The organism is Bradyrhizobium sp. AUGA SZCCT0105, assembly GCF_018129565.1.
In the GTDB taxonomy this organism is placed as follows: Bacteria; Pseudomonadota; Alphaproteobacteria; order Rhizobiales; family Xanthobacteraceae; genus Bradyrhizobium.
Window position 1 is genome coordinate 371016 of the sequence record NZ_JAFCMK010000005.1, and the last position, 15565, is coordinate 386580.

Annotated in this window: 15 protein-coding genes; 11 read left to right on the top strand and 4 right to left on the bottom strand. The window is 64.8% G+C overall.

Going from position 1 to position 15565, the window contains the following annotated elements; translation table 11 throughout:
- Positions 1-5: 5 nt before the first annotated feature.
- A complete protein-coding gene (gene paaZ, locus JQ573_RS24770) occupies positions 6-2033 on the bottom strand; it encodes a phenylacetic acid degradation bifunctional protein PaaZ (protein WP_212315832.1) in 2028 nt (675 codons plus the stop codon).
- Positions 2034-2148: 115 nt separating this feature from the next.
- Positions 2149-2940, bottom strand: a complete 792-nt coding sequence (paaG, locus tag JQ573_RS24775) for a 2-(1,2-epoxy-1,2-dihydrophenyl)acetyl-CoA isomerase PaaG (RefSeq protein WP_212316452.1) — start codon at positions 2938-2940, stop codon at positions 2149-2151.
- Between the two features lie 371 nt (positions 2941-3311).
- Between paaG and JQ573_RS24780 the strand changes: the two genes are divergently transcribed.
- Complete coding sequence (locus JQ573_RS24780) at positions 3312-4292, top strand: AraC family transcriptional regulator (protein WP_212408748.1); 981 nt, start codon at positions 3312-3314, stop codon at positions 4290-4292.
- 39 nt (positions 4293-4331) lie between these two features.
- Here JQ573_RS24780 and JQ573_RS24785 read toward each other — a convergent pair whose 3' ends face one another.
- Entirely contained in the window at positions 4332-4634 is a 303-nt protein-coding gene (locus tag JQ573_RS24785) for a hypothetical protein (RefSeq protein ID WP_212315828.1), read from the bottom strand.
- Positions 4635-4734: 100 nt separating this feature from the next.
- On the opposite strand from JQ573_RS24785, the gene JQ573_RS24790 reads away from it, so the two are divergent.
- From JQ573_RS24790 to JQ573_RS24815, 6 genes are all read left to right on the top strand, one after another.
- Positions 4735-5247, top strand: coding sequence for a hypothetical protein (locus tag JQ573_RS24790; protein WP_212315826.1), 513 nt, complete (start codon positions 4735-4737; stop codon positions 5245-5247).
- Between the two features lie 5 nt (positions 5248-5252).
- On the top strand, positions 5253-5759 hold the full coding sequence (locus JQ573_RS24795; protein WP_212315825.1) for a hypothetical protein: 507 nt from the start codon (positions 5253-5255) through the stop codon (positions 5757-5759).
- A gap of 236 nt (positions 5760-5995) precedes the next feature.
- Positions 5996-7117 carry a branched-chain amino acid ABC transporter substrate-binding protein gene (locus JQ573_RS24800; protein WP_212315823.1) on the top strand — a complete coding sequence of 374 codons (1122 nt, stop codon included), beginning with the start codon at positions 5996-5998 and terminating at the stop codon, positions 7115-7117.
- 263 nt (positions 7118-7380) lie between these two features.
- Positions 7381-8412, top strand: a complete 1032-nt coding sequence (locus JQ573_RS24805) for a hypothetical protein (RefSeq protein ID WP_212315821.1) — start codon at positions 7381-7383, stop codon at positions 8410-8412.
- 183 nt (positions 8413-8595) lie between these two features.
- On the top strand, positions 8596-9120 hold the full coding sequence (locus JQ573_RS24810; RefSeq protein WP_212315820.1) for a hypothetical protein: 525 nt from the start codon (positions 8596-8598) through the stop codon (positions 9118-9120).
- Between the two features lie 47 nt (positions 9121-9167).
- The gene (locus tag JQ573_RS24815; protein ID WP_212315819.1) at positions 9168-10007 is read left to right on the top strand and encodes a class I SAM-dependent methyltransferase; all 840 of its coding nucleotides are present in this window, start codon (positions 9168-9170) and stop codon (positions 10005-10007) included.
- Positions 10008-10016: 9 nt separating this feature from the next.
- On the opposite strand, the gene JQ573_RS24820 is transcribed toward JQ573_RS24815, so the two are convergent.
- A complete protein-coding gene (locus JQ573_RS24820; protein WP_212315818.1) occupies positions 10017-10595 on the bottom strand; it encodes a TetR/AcrR family transcriptional regulator in 579 nt (192 codons plus the stop codon).
- A gap of 81 nt (positions 10596-10676) precedes the next feature.
- Between JQ573_RS24820 and JQ573_RS24825 the strand changes: the two genes are divergently transcribed.
- The 4 genes from JQ573_RS24825 to JQ573_RS24840 all read left to right on the top strand — a co-directional run bounded on the left by JQ573_RS24825 (position 10677) and on the right by JQ573_RS24840 (position 15475).
- Positions 10677-10994 carry a monooxygenase gene (locus JQ573_RS24825; protein WP_212315817.1) on the top strand — a complete coding sequence of 106 codons (318 nt, stop codon included), beginning with the start codon at positions 10677-10679 and terminating at the stop codon, positions 10992-10994.
- Between the two features lie 133 nt (positions 10995-11127).
- Positions 11128-12165 (top strand): aldo/keto reductase, encoded by a 1038-nt coding sequence (locus JQ573_RS24830; protein WP_212315816.1) that lies wholly within the window; start codon positions 11128-11130, stop codon positions 12163-12165.
- A complete protein-coding gene (locus tag JQ573_RS24835; RefSeq protein ID WP_212315814.1) occupies positions 12162-13016 on the top strand; it encodes an amidohydrolase in 855 nt (284 codons plus the stop codon). Before JQ573_RS24830 ends, JQ573_RS24835 begins: the two co-directional genes overlap by 4 nt.
- A gap of 119 nt (positions 13017-13135) precedes the next feature.
- Entirely contained in the window at positions 13136-15475 is a 2340-nt protein-coding gene (locus JQ573_RS24840; protein ID WP_212315812.1) for a Tex family protein, read from the top strand.
- Positions 15476-15565: the final 90 nt, after the last annotated feature.

The window sequence follows — 15565 nt, forward strand, 5'->3', positions numbered from 1 at the left end:
GCGCGTTACGCCCGCATCGCATTCATCGTCAGAAGTTCATATGTCGCCGCGGTCTCGCCGGTCCCGGTCGTGATCTCGACGTCCCAACGCACCTCGCCATACTGCTTGTTGCGCGGCGTCTTCTCCTTCGCGGTCAGGCGCACCTGGATCTGTTCGCCCGGTTGCACTGGTTTGACGAAGCGCAGGCTATCGAGGCCGTAATTCGCCAGCACCGGACCGTAATCAGGATCGACGAACAGGCCGGCCGCGAACGACAGCAGCAGGTAGCCATGCGCGACGCGGCCCGGGAAGAACGGATGGCCCTTGGTCGCTTCCTCGTCCATATGGGCGTAGAAGGTGTCGCCCGTGAAATGCGCGAAGTGCTCGATGTCGTCGAGCGTGATCTGCCGCGCCTTCGAGACCAGCGTGCGGCCGATCTCGAGATCGTCATAGTGATAGCGGAACGGGTGCAGGTCACCTTCGAGCATCGGGCTGCCCTTGAACCAGCGGCCGGTGACGCCGCTCAGCATGCGAGGGGAGCCCTGCAACGCGGTGCGCTGCATGTAGTGCTGGAGACTGCGGACGCCGCCGAGTTCCTCGCCGCCGCCGGCGCGGCCCGGTCCGCCGTGAACCATCTGCGGCATCGGCGAGCCGTGTCCGGTGTGCTCGGTCGCGCAGTCGCGATCGATGATCGCGACACGGCCGTGAAAACTACCGATGCCGAACGCGAGCTCGGTCGCGGCCGGGATGTCATGGGTGTAGACCGATGCGACGAGGCTGCCGCCACCGCGATTGGTCAGCGCGATGGCCTGGTCGAGATCGTCATAGCCTATCACGGTGCAGACCGGCCCGAACGCCTCGATCTCGTGGACCGCGGTTGCGGCGAGCGGCTTCGCGCAGTGCAGCAGCAGCGGCGGGACGAAGGCGCCGCGTTTGGCGTCGGCGTCGACCAGCGCGAAGTTGTCGGGATCGCCGGCCACCAGTTCGGCTTCGGTGCGAAGCCTCGCCACGTGAGCAAGCACGTCGCTGCGCTGGGCGAGGCCGACCAGCGGTCCCATCCTGACCTTCTCGTTCTCGGGATTGCCGATCGTGACCTTGGCGAGACGCTCGCGCAGCGCCGTGATGACGGCGTCGATCTGCGCTGCCGGCGCCAATGCGCGGCGGATCGCGGTGCATTTCTGCCCGGCCTTGACCGTCATCTCCTTTGCCACCTCCTTGATGAAGAGGTCGAACTCCGGACTTCCCGGCACGGCGTCCGGCGCCAGGATCGCGGCGTTGAGCGAATCCCGCTCCGCGATGAACCTGACAGCCTCGCGCGCGATGACCGGATGCCGTTGCAGCTTTTGCGAGGTGTCGGCCGAGCCCGTGAAGGACACCACATCCTGGCAGGTGAGATGGTCGAACAGGTCGCCGGTCGATCCGACGATGAACTGCAGCACGCCTTCCGGCAGTGCTCCGGATTCGGTGATCATCCGCGCCAGCTCGTAGGCGATATAGGAGGTGACGGTCGCCGGCTTGGTGATGACGGGAACGCCGGCGAGTAATGCGGGCGCCAGCTTCTCCAGCATGCCCCAGCACGGGAAGTTGAATGCGTTGATATGCACGGCAACGCCGTGCAATGGCGTGACGATGTGCTGACCGGCGAATGCGCCGCCCTTGGAGAGCCTCTCGACGTTGCCGTCGAGCAGGTACTTGGTGTTCGGAAGCTCGCGGCGTCCCTTGCTGGCATAGGCGAACAGCGTGCCAATGCCGCCATCGACGTCGATCATGGCGTCGGTGTGGGTTGCGCCCGCATGGAGCGACAGTTTGTAAAGTCGGTCCTTGTGCTGGCTCAGATAGTCGGCCAACGCCTTCAACAGGCCCGCACGCTGGTGGAACGACAGCTTGCGGAGATTCTTGCCGCCGACCGTGCGGCCATAGGCGAGGATCTCGCGCATGTCGAGATCGCTCCTGGTCGCGAGCGCCACGACATCGCCGGTCACGGCACTGTGAATCTCGGCAGCCGGTTCGCCGGAACCGGTCCAATGTCCACGGACGAAGCTGTTGAGCTTCATGACAGGCTCTGCCGTTCGCGCGGCGCCGGATTGAGGCTGTGTCATTGAAATCGAACCCTTTGACCTGTGATCTATGTTGCGTCTTGCCGTGTCGGCGGAATGTTCAATTCTGCGTCTAGGCGCGTCCGACGAAGCGCGGCGCGCGTTTCTCGAGGAACGCGGTCACGCCCTCGGCGAAATCCGACGTCCGCCCGGCGCGGCCCTGGAAATCGCGCTCGAGGTCGAGCTGCGCATCGAGCGTATTGGTCTCGGACGCATCGAGCGCCTGCTTGATCAGCGCTAGGCCATCCGTGGGTTGCGTCGCGAGGTTGGCGGCGAGGGCGTGAGCCTCGGTCATCAGATCCGCATCCTCAACCATCTTCCAGATCATGCCCCATGACTGCGCCTGTTCTGCGGAGACAGGCTCGGCCAGCAGGGTCAAGGCACGCGCCCGGGCAGGTCCGACCAGCCGCGGCAGGAACCAGGTGCCACCGGAATCCGGGACGAGGCCGAGCTTCGCGAAGGCCTGAATGAACTTGGCCGATCGTGCGGCGATCACGATATCGCAGGCAAGAGCCACATTCGCGCCAGCGCCCGCGGCCACACCGTTGACGGCGCACACGACCGGCATCGGGATGCTGCGCAGCTTGCGCACCAGCGGGTTGTAGAATTTTTCAATTCGCACGGAGAGATCCGGCGTCTCGCCCGGCGTGAATACGCCATCCGAAAGATCCTGGCCGGCGCAGAATCCGCGTCCGGCTCCGGTCAGGATCAGCGCGCGGCAGGATCTGTCCTGCTCGGCTCCGATCAGCGCGGTGAGCAAGGCTGTCTGCAGTTCGGCGCTGAATGAATTCAGGCGATCGGGCCTGTTGAGCGTCAGGACGCGATATCCGTCGCGGATATCGGTCAACACCAAATCGCTGACCATTATTACCTCCCGTTGCGGCTTCTGATGACCGAGGGTCGCGTGACCTTCGACCGGATTACTATTGACCGTCCGGTCAGTCAATTATAATTATCCGCGCTCCGATGCCGACGGCGTCTTCGGGTTTATCGAGCGAGGACAATTCTATTCCCGGTCGGGACTTCGCGCACGACGTCAGATGAGCTTCTCGCGCGCTGCGCTGCGTATTTGCGACGCTTATGCGCGATGCTTGACACTTGTCAGATCGAGCCATCGACGGAACCCGCGAAAGGTTCACGTTTGCAGCCGCGCTGCATGGCCCCCATGCTTCGCGGTGCGTCGCCACAAATCAGCCGTATATGAACCGCGACCTCCGCCGCCATGAGGGCGAGCCGATGACAATGCAGTCGGGCGATATCACAGGGTTTCGGTTTTCGACCGCGCATTTCGGCGAGCGAGACCGCTTGCCGATCTTTCGCGAGCAGATCGGGCGGATGATCGTCAAGCTCGATCCGGAGCCGCTCGACGACGGCGCGTTTACTGCCGAAGTCAATGTGCGCGAATTGTCCGGGCTCGGCATCGGATCGTGGGCGTGCAGCAATCTCAAGATCGCAAGACCGCGCGAACTGCTCGACGGCACCGACGACCTCGTGCTGACGATCATCACGAGCGGCAACACCCATGCTTCGCAGCGCGGCCGCGATATCGAGCTCGGCCCGGGCCAGGCCGTGCTGCAGTCGAGCGCGGAAGCCGGCAACATGGTGGTGCCAGTGTCACCGAGCCGCTTCGTCGGCCTCCGGCTGCCGCGCAAGGCGCTGGCCTCGCTGGTCAACGATCCCGAAGACATGCTGATCCGCCCCCTGCCGGCGAACACCGAGGCGATGCGGCTGCTGGCGCTTTACATCAGGGAGCTCGACGACAGCTACCAGCTTTCGACTCCCGAGCTGCGCGGCGCCGTCGTCAAGCATCTGATCGATCTCGGCGCGCTGATTATCGGCGCCAACCGGGATGCGGCGGTTGCCGCGGAAGACGGCGGACTGGCGGCTGCCCGGCTTGCCGCGGTCAAGGCCGACATCAGTGACAATCTCAGCTACGGCGACCTCACGCTGCCCGCGGTGGCTGCCCGGCTGAAGCTCACGCCGCGTCATATCCAGAGGCTGTTCGAGAGCGCGGGGTCGACATTCTCGGAATTCGTGCTCGGCCAGCGCCTGGCGCGCGCACATCATCTGCTGACCGATCCGCGCCACAGCCGCACCACCATCGGCACGATTGCATTCGAAGTCGGGTTCGGCGATCTGTCCTACTTCAACCGCACCTTCCGCCGGCACTACGGCGTGACGCCGTCGGATATTCGCGCGGTGCCGCGGCGTTCCTGATCGATCGTCCGGATTCCCGTTGTGCGGCCCGACCGCTCTCTACGGCTCTCCGCAACCAGGCACCCGCCGGATCTGTTCGATCAGCCGTTGGTGACGCTCTGCGGATAGCGCGCGCTCGTTCGCGCACATCAGCATGGCGACGCATGTCGCCTGCGGCGCGGAGGGCCAGGCGATGGTGCCGTCGATCGCGCCGTCGCATTTGAGGTAGGCGTTCTTCGCATCCCAACGGATCGCGCTGTCGGGTGCTGATGTCGCGGCTGCCGCGATGACCGCCATCGCAATGAGCGCGGCGGATCGCAGCGTCCAACGAAATTGTTGAAGACGGCGCTTGTCAATCTTCATGGCGATCGGAGTCGTGCGAGGCAGCCGATTATTAGGGGCACGTCGGCGCGCTCGCAAGCCTGTCGTCCGGCATGACGTGTGATGTCGAAGAGAAAAGAGCGTGGCCGTCGCGAACCTGTTGAGTGTTGGGCACACTCATTCAGGAAGGATTGCGCTCATGTCGGCTTCACTCATTCGATCAGCATCGGTAATTCTCTGTCTTCTAGCGGGAATAGCGCCGATCGCCACCGAGGCCGCGGGTGCGAAACCTGTGCTCAGTATCGAGAACGGATTCCAACAGACCGTTGCGGTCTCGGCCGGGAGCGAACTCTCGTTCGGATCACCGCGGCAATCGCCGATCCGGCCTGGTGGCACCGCCGCCGGCGAAATCACGATCTCGCTTGCGGCCGGCGCTGCCGCCGGCATTGCCAAGCTGCATGTTTTCGAGCGCTGTACTGTCCCGATCGGTTTCACGGTGACGGCCTGGCAGGGCCGGAAACCGATCGCTGTCGTCAAGCTTTGCGGTCATCTCGCGCGGACATGCGGTCGACGCTCTTGCTGTTCTCCGATGACCGCGAGCAAGCGCGCCCCCTATCTGCCAACCCGAATTAGTGCCGGCGCGTTCCGCACATGATGAGCATGCCAAGGATGGTCCTGAAGCCTGCCCTGCGCCTGCTTTTCTGTATCGGCGGGTTGGCCGCCCCGGCATCGGCACAGTCCACCGATCCGCATCAACCGACGGTGCTCGGCGCCGGAGTCAATCGCGCCAACATCACTAATGATATCCGCGGTCATTACTACAGCTTCATGGCGGGGCCGGGCCATGTCGACGTCGAGCTCGCTTTCAAGGAGATGGGGGTGTTCGGCCGTCCGCTGTCGCAACATCTCAACTTCGACTTCTGGAATGCGGACGGCGTTCGGCTGTCCCACATCGAAGTCCTGTCGCAGGGCGGCATCGCCCGCCGGCACACCGATGCCGATTTGCCGGCGCGACAACGAATCAATCTGGCGGTCTCGACGCAATGGGGTGCGATCAAGGTCGGCGGTTACTACGAGATCGAGCTGAAAGGCGCTGTTGAGGCGGCAGCACCACCGGTCGGAGCCGACGTCAAGCCGGCGGAGTCCGAGCCGCTGGTGCGGCCGTGATCGAACAAGCCATCAGCTGTGTGCTGACGCGCACACAGGGCGATTCCAGGCGCCAATGCACGGCAACGTGTTTCACATTGTTGCCTAATGTCGCATATGTCCAATCCCCCGTCGCCTCAGTCCGAGCCTGCTGCTCATCGCGCGCATACAAGGCAGCCCCCGGGTGATCGTTGCGGCCGGCCATACCAGTCGATTGCGATGCATTGAGGCGACTTGAGACCATCGAGGAGAATATGATGAAGTTTGCACTTCGAGGATACTTTCTTGCGCTTGGCACGAGCCTGGCATTGTCCAGCGCGGCCATGGCCCAGGATATCAGTGTTGCCGTGGTTGGGCCGATGACCGGCTCGGAGGCGAGCTTCGGTCAGCAGTTCAAGAACGGTGCTGACCTCGCCATCGCCGACATCAATGCGGCGGGCGGCGTGCTCGGCAAGAAGCTGAAGCTGGAAGTCGGCGACGACGCCTGCGATCCGAAGCAGGCGGTGTCGGTTGCCGAGAAGATGGCAGGCGCGAAGATTCCGTTCGTGGTCGGGCACTTCTGCTCGTCGACCTCGATTCCTGCCTCGGACGCCTATGCCGAGGGTAACGTGCTGCAGATCACGCCGGGCTCGACCAACCCGCTCTTCACCGAGCGCGGATTGTGGAACACGTTCCGCGTCTGCGGCCGGGATGACCAGCAAGGCATGGTCGCGGCCGCCTACATCATCAAGAACTACAAGACCAAGAACGTCGCGATCATCCACGACAAGACGACCTACGGCAAAGGCCTTGCCGACGAAACCAAGAACGCCATCAACGCGGCGGGCGTTAAGGAAAAGCTCTATGAGGCCTACACCAAGGGCGACAAGGATTTTGCCGCGCTGGTGTCGCGCTTCAAGAAGGAATCGATCGATTTCGTCTATGTCGGTGGCTACTACGCCGAGGCGGCCTTGATCCTGCGTCAGATGCGCGAGCAGGGCGTCAATGCCGTGCTGATGGGCGGCGACGCCTTGGTCGACAAGCAGTTCGCCGCGATCGCGGGTCCGCTTGCCGAGGGCTCGCTGTTCACCTTCTCGCCCGATCCGCGCAAGAAGGTGACCGCGGCCGCGACCTTGAAGAAGTTCAAGGACAAGGGCATCGATCCGGACGGCTACACGCTCTACAGCTATGCCGCGTTCCAGATCTGGATCCAGGCCGTCACCCGCGCCCAGACCACGGATGCCAAGAAGATCGCAGCGACCATCAAGAGTGGAAACTGGGATACCGTGCTCGGCAACATCAGCTACACGCCGAAGGGTGACATCACCCTGATCGATTATGTCGTGTACCGCCGCGACAAGGACGGCAACTACGCCGAGCTGCCGGCCGCCGGTCAATGATCGCTGGCCGCGACATCGGCGCTCCTCCCTGATCGATGTCGCGGCTGTGCCGGCTCACAGCGCCAACGGACCAACCCTCTGCCAGCCCCGAGGTGTTGGCGCTGTGATGCCTGGTCTGCGGCGGACAAGCTGCTCTTGGGCAGGTTTGCGCATTGGGCAGGTTTCCGCATCAGTCACCGCGTCGAGCTGATCCCGCAACAGCAATCCCGTCGAATCCAATTTCGATCGATCACGGCAACCCAAGAGCCAACGAGAGGCAACACGTGTCTGACATAAGCCTGAGCAATGGCAGCGGCCGCGGCGGTTCAGCCGATTGGCACGCCGCGGGACAATCCCAGGGGGTGTCCCATTCCTATCCGTTGCTGGTTCGCGATCATGGTTTGGCGACGGCGCTCAAGCTATTGGTCGAGACTTTGCCCTATGCGCTGGCGCGCTGGGGTGTGCTGCTGGCCTTTGCCGTAGCGTGCGCCATCTGGGCCGTGGTCGCGGTCGGCGGCGCGCTCTGGCTCGGTACCCATGTCGCCAGCGTGTTCGGCTATTGCTGGCTGCTTGGCATCCTGCTGCCCGGCGGATGGATCTGGGGCGCCGTCCTGCGCTACACGCTTCACATGATCGCCTGCGGCCATGTCGCCGTGCTGACCGAGCTGATCACGCGCGGCAGCATCGGCAACGGCACCGAAGGGCAGTTCGCCTACGGCCGCCGGATCGTGATGGACCGGTTCGGCGAGGTCGCGGTCCTGTTCGGGCTCAATGCGCTGATCCGCGCCGTGCTTCGCGCGTTTCACAATGCGCTCGATACGCTCGGCGATTGGCTGCCGGCGCCCGGTATGAAGGCGATCGTCGGTCTGCTCAACACCATCCTATCGGCTGCGACGCGCTACCTGGACAAGGTGGTGCTGTCCTACGATCTGGCGCGCGGCGGCGACGATCCGAGGCGCAGCATCCAGGACGGTCTGGTTTATTATTGCCAGAACGCCAAGCCGATCCTGGCGACGTCGGTCGGGATGGTCATCGTCGAGCGGATCCTGAGCATCCTGCTGTGCCTGCTGCTGCTGGTCCCCGCCGGCGTGGTGACGGTCTGGTTGCCGGAGGCTGTCAGGGAATATGGCGCCATGGTCACCGTCTTCATCGCGGCCCTGTTGGCGGTGACGGTGCGCGCGGCATTCATCCAGCCGCTATTTTTGATCTGCATGATGATCCGCTTTCACGCGCTGATCGAGAACCAGCCGATCAATTCGACCTGGGTCGGCTATCTCGACGGCCTCACAGACAAGTTCCGGCAGATCGGACGCTGAGACTGGCGACGGCAGGTCATGCCGAACTGCAAGCAAGCCGGCCGGTGCCTGATGCTGATGTTATTTCGCAACGGAGATGTTTGGTGACCGATATTGCGCTCGACAATGACGGCGTCAGGCTTGCGGCTTCGGTCGATGGCCCGCCGGACGGTGAACCGATCCTGTGGCGGCTGTGATGCCAATGTGCGCGCCGCCTTCCTGGAGGATCCGCCGTGGTATCTTGGCCAGCCGGGCGAGTGGGAGAAATCGGCATTCCCGAAGCTGTTTTCGATCGTCAGCGCGCGTCAGGCCGCGTGGCAGCAGGCGCGCGCGCCGCTTGGCACTTACCTGGCTTTCCTTGCAGACTCTCCGACGCCGATGGGCGGGATCGGTCGCGATCATTTCGGGCCCCGTCACCTGTTGAGCCATGCGTCTGCGCTGCAGCGGCAAGACGGGCGATGCTGGGCGGACGGAAACGTTGCGACCTCCGTCCTTGCTGCGATTCCGACCGGGCGGGAATTCCTTTGTCCCGTCAGGATCATTCAGGCCGATCCCGGATGTGGGGCAGCCTTGCTGGAGGACCACGATGCGCGCTTCGCGCACGACAATCCGCGTGCCGACATCGTTCGCTATGAGGGATGCGGCCATTCACCCCACCGCGCCATCGCGTTCGAGCAGCGCTTCGCGGCGGATCTGCAAGCATTCCTGTCGGGCCTGCGGCCGGCTTGAGCACGGGCGCGGCCGCCTCCATTCACGAACCGAAGACGGGTAGATCCATGCAAGAGACCTCCGGCTACGATCCGAACTATGTGATGGGGCGTTCGACCGCGGAGACCGACAGGCTCAAGCGCCAGTCGCAGCTCTACGATGCGTCCACATGGCAACTGCTGAAGGAGGCCGGGCTCTCGCGGGGCATGAAGGTGCTCGACGTCGGAGCCGGAGCCGGCAGCGTGTCGTTCATCGCCGCTGGCCTGGTCGGCGAGAGCGGGGCGGTCGTCGGGGTCGACAGCAACCCCGCCATCGTCGAGGAAGCCGCGGGCACGGCGCGTTCGCTCGGCCTCCGCCAGGTCTCGTTCCGGGTCGGCGATATCAGCACGATCGAGCTGGACCGCGATTTCGATGCGGTCGTCGGCCGGCTCGTGCTGATCTATGTGAAGGATCCCGCGGCGCTGATTCGGCACTTGCTCGGGCACGTCAAGCCCGATGGCGTCGTGGCGTTCCAGGATCTCTACTGGGGCGAGGGGCCGATCGCCAATCCGCCGTCGCCGCTGCTGTCGCAGGCGTGGGGCACTGTGAAGGAGATGTTCAAGCGGGCGGGTCTGAACAACCGCATGGGATTGTCGTTGCACGGCGCCTTCGTGGCAGCCGGGCTTCCCGCGCCGCGCATGAGCCTGTTTGCGCCGGCCGGAGGCGGGGCGGATTTCGACGGTTACGATTACATGGCGAGCGGCCTGCGCAGCAATCTGCCGCATATCGTCAAACTCGGCGTCGCCACCGAAGCGGATCTGGCGCTGGACAGTTTTGCCGAGCGCCTGCGCAGCGAGGTGGTCGCCATGCAGGGCGTTTTTGTGCTGCCGACCTTCGTCGGCGCATGGTCGCGCAGGCAGCCGGGCTGAACCGCGACCTCAGGCATTGCCGACGACCGCGTCGATGAACGTCGCGGCCAATTCCCTCAACTGCTTGCGGCTGTATCCGGCGCGCTCCATCACGGCCAGCCCGCGGGTGTATGTCACGATGACGCGCGCCAGCCGGTTCGCGTCGGCCGCGCTGCGCTTGCCCGGCGCCGTGCCGATGGCCTTGCCGATCAGCTGCTCAAGCCGCGTGAGTACATCCTGCACCCGCTGACGCACATCCGTGCTTGAAATGGCCGCGTCGAGCGCTGTGCGTGTGGTCAGGCAGCCGCGTGGCGGCGAACCGTCGGTCATGTTGACGATGATCATGTCGAAGAAGCGCCTCAGCCCCGCCGCGGCGTCGGCGTTGGACAACGCGTTGCCGGCCGCCTCCAGGAACTGCCCGGTATACTGATCGAAGGCGCGCAGGAAGATCGCTTCCTTGTCGCCATAGGCGTTGTAGAGGCTGCCGCGCTGCACGCCGGTCGCCGCAGCGAGGTCCTGCATGGTCGCGTCGTGCAGCCCCTTGCGCCAGAACACGTCGAGCGCGGTTGCGATCATCTCGTCCTCGTCAAACTGACGCACGCCTACCACGCGATTCGCTCCACCGGATCATTCTTGACATAATTGTCAAGTTTGACGATCATGTCAAGAATGGTCCCTCGGGAGCTTTTCATGATTACCGCCGTCACGACGTTCAAATTGCCGAAGCCGGTCACCCGCGAGGAAGCGCGCAGCATCTTCCTGAGCACCGCACCGCTCTATCGCGACGTACCGGGGCTGTTTCGCAAGACCTACGTGCTGTCCGAGGACGGCATGACGGCCGGAGGCATCTATTTCTGGAACTCGAGGGGTGAGGCGGAAGCGCTGTACACCGCTGCGTGGCGCGCCCGCGCCCGGGACAAATACGGCGCCGATCCGACGGTGACTTATTTCGAGAGCCCCGTCGTGGTCGACAATGTGGCCAAGGAGATCAACTCCGACGACGAATAGGCTCACGTCGTCAGGTCGGACCCACGATTGCGCGGAACTTTCGACTGTCGCTTGACGGCGCGTCCGCTTGTGCTCGGCTCGCCCGCGAGGCTACTCTCCCTGCAAGCAAGAAAACTGCACGGGAGCCGTCACGGTGAACCAAACTCCATCCCCACATCCGGCGCTGCCACGCCGCAGGCTCGGCCGCACCGGGCTCGATGTCTCCATCCTCGGCTTCGGCACCGCGCCGCTCGGCGACCTCTTTGCGCGGCTCGACGACGCCACAGCGATCGCGGCAGCGGAGCGGGCGTTTGCGCTGGGCGTGAACCTGCTCGATTCCTCACCGCTCTATGGGCATGGTCTCGCCGAACATCGCTGCGGCACCGCGCTACGCCGCGTGGCGCGTGACGATATCGTCGTCTGTACCAAGGTCGGGCGCTGGATGGACGCGTTCCATGGCCGCGGCGACGGCTCGAACTTTGTTGGTGGCCAGCCGCATCGCGCGGTGGTCGACTATTCCTATGACGGCACTATGCGCTCGGTCGAGCAGTCGCTGCTGCGGCTCGGCACCGATCATATCGACTTGCTGCTGATCCACGACGTCGACGTCTGGACCCATGGTGCCGACGCGATCGAAGCCAGGTTCCGCGAGGCGATGGAGGGCGCCTATGTTGCGCTCGACAAATTGCGCGCCGAGCGCGTGGTCGAGGGCATCGGGATCGGCGTTAACGAGGCCGAGATGTGTGTGCGCTTCGCCAGGGCCGGCACGTTCGACACCATGCTGCTCGCCGGCCGCTACTCGCTGCTCGAGCAGCCGGCGCTCGCCGAATTCCTGCCGCTGGCGCAGGCGCAGGGCATCGGCGTGATGCTCGGCGGCGTGTTCAACTCCGGCATCCTGGCAACCGGCGCGGTTGCCGGCGCCAAGTACAATTACAAGGACGCGCCGCCCGACGTGATGAAGAAGGTGGCGGCAATCGAGCGCGTCTGCCGCGCCCACGGTGTGGCGCTCGCGACCGCCGCGCTGCATTTCGCGCTGGGCCATCCGGCGGTGGCGAGCGTCGTGCTCGGCGCACAGACGCCGCAGGAGGTCGAGCGCAACGCCGCCGCTTTGTCGTCGTCCGTCCCCGCCGCGCTGTGGCGCGATCTGAAAGCCGAGGGGCTGCTCGACCAGCACGCGCCGGTGCCGGCATGATGCGGATCGATGCCCATCACCATGTGTGGACCTTGGCGCGGGCCGATTACGGCTGGCTGACGCCCGAGCGCGGACCGATCTACCGCGACTTCGGCCTAGCTGACTTGATGCCGCATCTGGCGGCGGCCGAGATCGACGGCACGATCCTGGTGCAAGCGGCGCCGACCGAGGCCGAGACGGCGTTCATGCTCGACGTCGCCAAAGGCTCGGAGGTGGTACGCGGCGTGGTCGGCTGGATCGACTTCGATGCCGACGACGCCGCGACTCGAGTCGATGGGATCGCCGGGCGCCAGCTGCTGGTTGGCCTGCGGCCAATGGTGCAGGACATCGCCAACGACGACTGGCTGCTGCGGCCGGAACTGGCCGCGCCGCTCGAGGCCATGGCGCAGTACGGCCTCGTGTTCGATGCACTGGTATTGCCGCGCCATTTACGGCGGCTCGTTCAGGTCGTCGATCGCCATCCGGACCTGCAATTTGTGCTCGACCATTTCGGCAAGCCGCAACTCGCAACCGGCGACATCGCGGCCTGGAAGCAAGACATCGCAAGCCTTGCGTCACGGTCCAACGTCGTCTGCAAGCTGTCGGGCTTGGCGACCGAGGCCGCGCCGAACTGGCAGGCCGCCGATTTGCGCGAGGCCGTGGATCATGCACTGGCATGCTTCGGTCCGCAGCGCATGCTGTGGGGTAGCGATTGGCCCGTCGTCAACCTCGCCGGCGGCTATGCACATTGGTTCGCAGCTGCGGAGAGCCTGCTTGCTGATTTGTCAAGTGAGGCAAGAGCTGCGATTTTCGGCGGCAATGCGGCGCGGGTCTATTTGTCAAGCCGCGGGCGGCCAACATCCCGGAAATAGCGTGCGCAAGGCGCCAAATTTGATCCACAGCGCGCCTTGATGAATCATTCCGGGATGGTCCATAAGCGGCGTCCGCGCCATCGGTGATTTGGCGGCGCAACGGGGTGAGAGAGACAGGCGTGGCAAAGATCCATCATCAGATTGCGCAGGAGCTGGGAGTTCGCGACGAGCAGGTCGAGGCGGCGGTGACGCTGCTCGACGGCGGCGCCACGGTGCCGTTCATTGCGCGATACCGCAAGGAGCTCACCGGCGCGCTCGATGACGCACAGCTGCGCACGCTGGAAGAGCGGCTGACATATTTGCGCGAGCTTGAGGAGCGCCGCACTGCGGTGCTTAATTCGATTCGCGAGCAGGGCAAGCTCGATGCTGCGCTCGAAGTCCAGATCATGGCTGCCGACAGCAAGGGCCGCCTGGAAGACATCTATCTTCCGTACAAGCCGAAGCGCCGCACCAAGGCCGAGATCGCCAAGGAGGCCGGACTCGAGCCGCTTGCCGATCAGTTGTTGACGCAGCCGCAGAACGATCCGAACGAGGCCGCTGCGCCCTTCATCAATGCCGAGAAGCAGGTCGCCGACGTCGCCGCGGCGCTGGACGGCGCGCGCGCTATCCTGGTCGAGCGCTTCGCCGAGGATGCCGACCTGATCGGCGCGCTGCGCGAGGAGATGTGGTCGAACGGCATCATGGCCTCGACCGTTCGCACCGGCAAGAAGACCGAGGGCGAGAAGTTCAAGGACTATTTCGATTTCTCCGAGCCGCTGCCGAAACTGCCGTCGCACCGCATCCTGGCGCTGTTCCGCGGCGAGAAGGAAGAGATCCTCGATCTCGCGATCAAGCCGGAAGCCGAGGCGCCGGCGGTCGGCGTGCCCGGCCTCTACGAGCTCCGGATCATGAACCGCTTTGCGATCTCGAGCCAGGGCCGCAAGGGCGACAAGTGGCTGACGGAGACGGTGCGCTGGGCCTGGCGCACCAAGATCCAGATCCATCTCAACATCGACCTGCGGATGCGGCTATGGACCGCGGCGGAGACCGAAGCGGTGCGCGTGTTCGCCTCGAATCTGCGCGACCTGCTGTTGGCAGCGCCGGCCGGTCCGCGCGCCACCATGGGGCTCGACCCCGGCTATCGCACCGGCGTCAAGGTCGCGGTGATCGATGCCACCGGCAAGGTGGTGGCGCATACGGCAATCTTTCCGCATGAGCCGCAACGGCGCTGGGACGAGGCGCTGGCCATCCTCGGCAAGCTCGCGATCGAGCATGGCGTCGAGCTGATCGCGATCGGCAACGGCACGGCCTCGCGCGAGACCGACAAGCTCGCCGCCGAGCTCGTGAAGCGGCTGCCCGAGCGCAAGATGACCAAGATCGTGGTCTCCGAAGCCGGCGCATCGGTCTACTCGGCCTCCGCCTTCGCCTCGAGCGAACTGCCCGATCTCGACGTCACCATTCGCGGCGCGGTCTCGATCGCGCGGCGCCTGCAGGATCCGCTGGCGGAGCTGGTCAAGATCGAACCGAAGGCAATCGGCGTCGGCCAGTACCAGCACGATCTCGGCGAAGCCAAGCTGGCGCGCTCGCTCGATGCCGTGGTGGAAGACTGCGTGAACGCGGTCGGCGTCGATGCCAACACCGCCTCCGTGCCGCTGCTCTCGCGGGTGTCCGGCATCGGGCAGGGGCTGGCGCAGAGCATCGTGCAGCACCGCGACGCCAACGGCCCGTTCAAGTCGCGCAAGGCGCTCAAGGAGGTTCCGCGGCTCGGGCCGAAGGCGTTCGAGCAATGCGCCGGCTTCCTGCGCATCAGCAATGGCGAGGATCCGCTCGATTCATCCGGCGTGCATCCGGAAGCCTATCCGGTGGTACGCCGCATCCTTGAGGCGACCAAGAGCGACATCAAGGCGCTGATCGGCAACGCCGACGTGGTGCGCGGGCTCAGGCCGCAATCCTTCGTCGACGACACGTTCGGTCTGCCGACCGTCACCGACATTCTGCGCGAGCTGGAGAAGCCCGGCCGCGACCCGCGTCCGGCGTTCAAGGCGGCGGTGTTCAAGGACGGCGTCGAGGAGGTCAAGGATCTCAAGAAGGGCATGATCCTCGAAGGCACCGTGACCAATGTCGCCGCCTTCGGCGCTTTCGTCGATATCGGCGTGCACCAGGATGGCCTGGTGCATATCTCGGCGATGTCGAGGAATTTCATCAAGGACCCGCGCGAGGTGGTGAAGCCGGGCGACATCGTCAAGGTCAAGGTCCTGGATGTCGAGGTCGCACGCAAGCGCATCGCGCTGACGCTGCGGCTTGACGACGAGATCGGGCCGAAGAAGGACAATGCGGGACCGTCACGCGATTTCTCACGCGGCTCGGCCAAGATGACGTCGTCAGCTCCGCGCAAGCCGCAGGAGCAGTCGGGCAGCGGTGCGCTCGCCGAGGCGCTACGCCGCGCCGCCGAGAAGAGCGGACGCGGCAAGCCGACCTGAGCGAGGTGAGGGCGGCAAGCTGCGCTCGCCGCCCTGTTTCAAATCGACTGCGTGACGCGTCCGGCCGAGTCGCCCGAGCTGCCCGTCATC

What these genes read in the sequence shown, in the direction of transcription:
- JQ573_RS24835 (WP_212315814.1), top strand. Translation starts at nt 12,162, where the DNA reads ATGATGCGGATCGATGCCCATCACCATGTGTGGACCTTGGCGCGGGCC.
- paaG (WP_212316452.1), bottom strand. Translation starts at nt 2,940, where the DNA reads ATGGTCAGCGATTTGGTGTTGACCGATATCCGCGACGGATATCGCGTC.
- JQ573_RS24795 (WP_212315825.1), top strand. Translation starts at nt 5,253, where the DNA reads ATGCCAAGGATGGTCCTGAAGCCTGCCCTGCGCCTGCTTTTCTGTATC.
- JQ573_RS24780 (WP_212408748.1), top strand. Translation starts at nt 3,312, where the DNA reads ATGACAATGCAGTCGGGCGATATCACAGGGTTTCGGTTTTCGACCGCG.
- paaZ (WP_212315832.1), bottom strand. Translation starts at nt 2,033, where the DNA reads ATGAAGCTCAACAGCTTCGTCCGTGGACATTGGACCGGTTCCGGCGAA.
- JQ573_RS24800 (WP_212315823.1), top strand. Translation starts at nt 5,996, where the DNA reads ATGAAGTTTGCACTTCGAGGATACTTTCTTGCGCTTGGCACGAGCCTG.
- JQ573_RS24815 (WP_212315819.1), top strand. Translation starts at nt 9,168, where the DNA reads ATGCAAGAGACCTCCGGCTACGATCCGAACTATGTGATGGGGCGTTCG.
- JQ573_RS24785 (WP_212315828.1), bottom strand. Translation starts at nt 4,634, where the DNA reads ATGAAGATTGACAAGCGCCGTCTTCAACAATTTCGTTGGACGCTGCGA.
- JQ573_RS24825 (WP_212315817.1), top strand. Translation starts at nt 10,677, where the DNA reads ATGATTACCGCCGTCACGACGTTCAAATTGCCGAAGCCGGTCACCCGC.